Raw genomic sequence first — 6,051 nt, forward strand, 5'->3', positions numbered from 1 at the left:
ATTAATTGGTGTCCTTTATTTTTTGTTACGTCTCATAACAATGCATTCACACAGCGGTCTAACGCCCTTGGTCGCCCGAAGCGATAAGAAGAAAAATCAATAAGAAGTAGATTCAAAAAAATCGAAGAGGTGAAATCAGGCGACACATTCCCGAATTAACCGAGTCGGTACGCCCGAGTCTAAGATAAGAGCTATCTAAGACTCGAACATACCTGTAACATTCGGGAACGTCGTGAATACGAGACCGTTATATGAAAAAGGTGCTTTTATTTTTTTAAAGTAAAATCAATGAAGCAATATCTACTGTATAGAAGATATTTACTGAAAAGGTAGATTACCATATACTCTGGTGTAACACTACAACTATATAAGTTTAGTTACTGTAAATGACGTCACCGATCTTTAATGAAGAAGTGTTGATATCAACAAATAATAGAATATAGGGTACATATAACTTTTTTTATGTTAAAAGTTAAAAATTTTCTAACAATGGGTTGATATCATAATAGACAAAAGGTAATATTTAGTAAAATGGAATAATAGCTACGAACAATGTATATTTCATAAAGTAATGATATCAACCGAAACAGGATATAGTTTTACTCATCCTAGTTTTGGTACCTTTGAAACCTAATGACTATATAGCAATGCTTGATATCAACACTCTAAAATGATCAATGTTTTGGATCTTAAAATAAGATAAGTAGATAAATGGGAATGGGTGACGTCATACTCATATAATGCTAGGATTGTCTACTTTAAGATTAATCAATTTTCTTCATATAACACAATATTCACACTGCGGGCTGCGCCCTTGGTCACCCGAAGAGATAAGAAGAAAAAACAAATAGAAGCGGATTCAAAAAAATCGAAGAGGTGCAATCAGGCGACACATTCCCGAATTAACCGAGTCGGCATGCCCGAGTCTAAGATAAGAGCTATCTAAGACTCGGTTATACCTGTAACATTCGGGAACGTCGCGAATAACCGATCGTTATAGGAAATCAGTGCTAAAAATACATCCTAAGTACAACACTGATTCAATAAATTATTATGGTATACATCTCTTATTCCAATATCTGAGTAGGATTTTGAATTACTATATTTAAAATTTTTTTCAACTTGTATCTATAATATGGAGGAGTAGGATTATGAATAGGAAGTTAATTGGCTACCGTATTGGTTCTTTTGGCTTAGGAGTTGTAGCAAGTGCTATTATCTATCCATTAGGGTATTTGGAATCAGAAAAAGTTTTTTATGTGATGACATCAGTTGGGATTGCACTAATAATTATTGGTAGTTTTTTTAAACCTTCTAAGAATGAAAAGGATAGAAAAAATTCTAATTGAAAATGAATTAACGGGTGTAGTAGTTATTGTTTAAGTATTTCTAAGAAGGCACTGACATCCTATAACATAATATTCACGCTGCGGCGATAGCAAAGAATTAGATTCATATGGAGTACGCCTTGGTCGCCCGAAGCGATAAGATGAAAATGCAAGGGGAAGTAAATTCAAAAAGAATCGAAGAAGCGTAATCAGCGACACACCCTTTCGCTAACCAAGTCAGCATTCCCGAGCTTAAGATAAGAGCTATCTAAAGCTCGGAAACGCTTGTAAGCTCAAGGGCATCGCGAATAATCGACCGTTATAAGAAATCAGCGCTTAAAACATATCTTTATAAATAAAACGGATACAATTCATTATAAAAAATGGATAGTTTATGTATCATTCTATAAAGGTGTGACGGGGGCGAAGTCCGGTAAATCTCTTATAACTGTAATAAGAAAAAATATTTATGAACAAGGACATCTTTATCAAAGTTATATAGCAATGATTAAACCAAATGGAAAAGATTACGAATATGGTTTAAGTTATAGTGTTACTAGATTGATAGTGTTGGTGAAACAAATATCACAGTATGATTACCTATATTAAAAAAATTCATCTGTATTTTATGTTACCCAAGTAGGGACAGGACTTTAATAAGATTAACTTCAACTAACTGCTTAGATTATTTAATAAAGGGCAGTACGGTTGTAAAAGGATGATATCAATGAGTAATGGAACAAAACGAAAAATTAAAAAACTTATTTTAATAGCTATTGCTGTTGTAATTTTATCATTCTCTATTTTTGTAGAGGATATGGCTGGATATCTTTACATAAAGAATACTTCTACTCAACTAGAAATTGATCCATATGGGACTAAATGGGAAGACAGAATAATTGTAAAAGATGATGAATTAATTAATAAAGTAATGACATATATTAGAAGTTCGATTCCATTAGAAACAAATATAACCAAAAAATGTGACTATGAAAGATTTAAGTCAGAAGGTAAAAATAATCTACTTCATATAATTATTAGACGTAATTTTGCTAAAGATGATTTATCATGGATTATATGCTCGGATGGAAGTAATACTTTTTTGGTTCCAACAATGGGTATAAATAGTAAATTAAATAACAATGTAGAGTATATATCGGATATGCAATTGATGTCAGTACTTCAAAAGATTATTAAGAAGTATGAGTAAAAAATTAATTGTTGCTTTTTATTTGCAGATGAGACATTTAAATATATTCCAATTTAGCTAATCAAAGAAGGCGCTGACATCCTATAACACGATATTCACGCTGCGGGCTAACGCCCTTGGTCGCCCGAAGTAATAAGAAGAGAAGTCAAATAGAAGTAGATTCAAAAAAAATCAAAGAAGCGTAATCAGCGACACACCCTTTCGCTAACCGAGTCAGCATTCCCGAGCTTAAGATAAGAGCTATCTAAAGCTCGGGAACACCTGTAAGCTCAAGGGCGTCGTGAATACGGAACGTTAGGTGAAATTGTAGAAGTGATAAATGCCATTATATAATGGAACTTTATTTTATTCATAGTCACAATGAAAAGGAGAGTAACTAATAATGATTACAATAAAAGAACAAAAAAATTTAGAAGATTTAATTGATACTTTTCCAGTTATGAATCAACTACGTACTGATTTAGATAAAGATACGTACTTAAAATATCTTGATGAAATGATAAAACAGGGATATAAAGTTTTTGCTTTATATAATGATGGAAATATAATGGCTGTAGCTGGAGTAATAATATTGACTAATTTTTATTATGGTCGACATGTATGGGTATATGATTTAGTAACTCATTCAGATTATCGATCAAATGGTTATGGAGAAATATTATTAGAATTCATACATAAGTGGGGAGAAGAAAATGGATGTAAAATAGTTGCCTTATCATCAGGTTTAGAAAGAAAAGATGCACATAGATTCTATGAAAAGAAAATGGGATATGAGAAACCAAGTTATGTATTCAAAAAAGAATTATAAAAAGTAAAAAGAATAAAAAATTTAGTATTTCAATTACAACATCACCTAACAAACTATTCACGCTGCGGGCTAACGCCCTTGGTCGCGCCCGAAGGTTTAGAAGATAGAAGGCAGAGAAGTTAATTCAATTTATTCAAAGAAGCTATTCAGGCGACACACTCCCTTCGCTAACCGAGGCGGCATTCCCGAGCCTAACATAGGAGTTATGTAAGGCTCGGTAACGCCTGTAAGCTCAAGGGCGTCGTGAATACGGAACGTTATAAGAAATCCCCGTATGACAAGAAGTCTTTACTGAAAGTTGGTGAAATATGCCCCTGAAATTCCATAGAAGCTTTAATAACAACATATATACATATCATCATTTCTCAAAAAATAAAGATGTAATAACCAACCCTTGGGATGGATTTATGAAATTTGTTGAAACCAACGAATGGGATAGACTACATAAAAAGTTTGGAATTACACCATATTGTCGTGAGGAACTAGTTATATATTTAAGCCTTATATGGAAGCTTGTAGAAGGTAAGCGGATTTTTATAGTACCTATATTCAATATTCACGAAGTAATAAAACGAACAGGGAAAAATTACAATTTCGTAAATTGGCAATATAGTGTCCTAGCTGAGGATAATAAATTTATAGATTTAGGATTTGTTCCAGCAAAGTCATCCTATATTGTTTATCCTAAAGAGAATGAATTTCAGTACAAACATAGAAAACAAGGAATAATAATCGAGATAAGTGAGTTACAAGAATTAATAGATGTTCATAATATTTTGATATTTTCTGATGCATTTTCTGAAATTAACATTTTTGCTATGAATAATGCTGTGGACATTCATCATATGTTAAATACTTTAACTTTAAGTGAGATTCCTAACTTAGAAGACATATTGAAAGACAACGATATATTTATAGATTTTGTTTTAGGTGTAGATATTGGTTACCAAGATGCTATTCTTATTAAGACTAAATACAACTTAAATGAACAAATAGATAGTTTGTTAACTAAGATAAATAATTCAATAAGAGAGTACGAGGGACGAGTAACATCTATTATGGATTTAAGTGATTTTGAAATGAGGTTAAAGGATTTAATGGATCTTTAAGAAACGCTTCGAAGACGGGGACATCTTATAACACAATATTCACGCTGCTGGCTAACGCCCTTGGTCGCCCGAAGCAAGGTTACAGAGAAGCATTAACAGTGAAGTTTGAAAGCATATCAAGCGACACACCCTTTCGCTAACCAAGTCAGCATTCCTGAGCTTAAGATAAGAGCTATCTAAAGCTCGGAAACGCTTGTAAGCTCAAGGGCGTCGTGAATACGAGACCGTTATACGCCATACGGTATTGCTGCATCTTCAAAGTAGATTAAAAATATTTAATTGATCAATTGTGGAGGATTCTACATGTTCCTTGATAAAAAATGGATAGTGCAAATCGAAAAAGGTAAAAACTTTTTAGACTTTGTAATTTCAGACTTACTTTTAAAAAGAACACTATATGCTGGAGGCTTAATGATTGTTATTAATTTTTCATTATTAGTGTTTTCAAAGAAAATTTTAACATTTGAGCAACGGTTGCAAGTTATTTTATTACCACTCTTCATGTTGTTTGTGTTAAATATTTTTTCTGGATTATTTGAATGGAAGGTTTACAAATTAATTAAGGTAGGAGAAAGAATAAGTAGTAATAGATTGCTGAAATTTCAATACATGTTTGTATTTGGCATATTATATTTTAATTTATTAGTTCTGCCCATTGAATCAAATATGAAAATGTTGATGGTAAAAAATACTGAGGATTTATTAGAATTTATAGCTATGGGATTTTTAGTTAATGTTATGCTAGGTCTATTGACTAGTTCTTTTACGTGGAAAAAGTTTGTAAGGGAATTAAATCAATAAAGAAGTGGTAGAGAAGATTATGCTTGATAGATTTGTTCTTTTAGACCGTACGAGCGTATAACAAAGTATTCACACTGCGGGCTGACGCCCTTGGTCGCTTGAAGCGATAAGAAGAAAAATCAAGGAGAAGTAGATTCAAATAGAAACGAAGAAGCATAATCAGCGACACACCCTTTCGCTAACCGAGACAGCATTCCCGAGCCTAAGTTATGAGTTATCTAAGGCTCGGAAACGCTTGTAAGCTCAAGGGCGTCGTGAATACGGAACGTTATATGAAAGTACGAAGAATTGTTTTAGTTAGCAAGATTTTTAAATAACTTAACTACTTTTTATGAATTTAGAAATATATTATGTTTTTAGTCTGAACAATATTTAGATTGATAAATAATAGACAAGGAGGTATAGTTCATGAGATTATTTACAATTTATAGTATGTGGATTTGAGTCAATATATTGGACACAAAAAAGTTAACTCTTATGCTGAATGTTTCAATTGATCTTCGATGGTTTGAGGAGTCAAATAACCTAAAGCACTATGTATTCTTTTTCGGTTGTACCAGCCCTCAATATATTGAAAAATTGCTATCTTAGCAGAATAGTAATCTAGATATTGCACGTGATTTACTTCTTCTTTTTTCAATATAGCATGAAATGATTCAATACAAGCATTATCATAGGGATTACCTTTTCTGCTAAATGATTGTATAATTTTACGACTTTGAACATATCCTGTGAACTCTGAACTTGTATATTGAGAACCTAAATCTGTATGAAGAATTAATTCTTTACTAGGTT

At 32.3% G+C, this 6,051-nt stretch carries 6 protein-coding genes; 5 read left to right on the plus strand and 1 reads right to left on the minus strand.

From position 1 onward, the window contains the following. Nucleotides 1-1,151 precede the first annotated feature (1,151 nt). The 5 genes from BHF71_RS08815 to BHF71_RS08835 all read left to right on the plus strand — a co-directional run bounded on the left by BHF71_RS08815 (nucleotide 1,152) and on the right by BHF71_RS08835 (nucleotide 5,256). The gene (locus BHF71_RS08815; RefSeq protein WP_069657296.1) at nucleotides 1,152-1,349 is read left to right on the plus strand and encodes a hypothetical protein; all 198 of its coding nucleotides are present in this window, start codon (nucleotides 1,152-1,154) and stop codon (nucleotides 1,347-1,349) included. A gap of 706 nt (nucleotides 1,350-2,055) precedes the next feature. Continuing rightward, complete coding sequence (locus tag BHF71_RS08820; RefSeq protein WP_069657297.1) at nucleotides 2,056-2,538, plus strand: hypothetical protein; 483 nt, start codon at nucleotides 2,056-2,058, stop codon at nucleotides 2,536-2,538. Between the two features lie 382 nt (nucleotides 2,539-2,920). Next, nucleotides 2,921-3,346, plus strand: coding sequence for a GNAT family N-acetyltransferase (locus BHF71_RS08825; RefSeq protein ID WP_069657298.1), 426 nt, complete (start codon nucleotides 2,921-2,923; stop codon nucleotides 3,344-3,346). Between the two features lie 407 nt (nucleotides 3,347-3,753). After that, nucleotides 3,754-4,455 (plus strand): hypothetical protein, encoded by a 702-nt coding sequence (locus tag BHF71_RS08830; protein ID WP_069657299.1) that lies wholly within the window; start codon nucleotides 3,754-3,756, stop codon nucleotides 4,453-4,455. A 303-nt stretch (nucleotides 4,456-4,758) separates the two neighbouring features. Beyond that, a complete protein-coding gene (locus BHF71_RS08835; RefSeq protein WP_069657300.1) occupies nucleotides 4,759-5,256 on the plus strand; it encodes a hypothetical protein in 498 nt (165 codons plus the stop codon). A 475-nt stretch (nucleotides 5,257-5,731) separates the two neighbouring features. Here BHF71_RS08835 and BHF71_RS08840 read toward each other — a convergent pair. Continuing rightward, nucleotides 5,732-6,051 (minus strand): integrase core domain-containing protein (locus tag BHF71_RS08840; protein ID WP_141705376.1); only part of this gene is annotated, 320 nt, incomplete at its 5' end.

The organism is Vulcanibacillus modesticaldus, from assembly GCF_001730235.1.
GTDB lineage: Bacteria > Bacillota > Bacilli > Tepidibacillales > Tepidibacillaceae > Vulcanibacillus > Vulcanibacillus modesticaldus.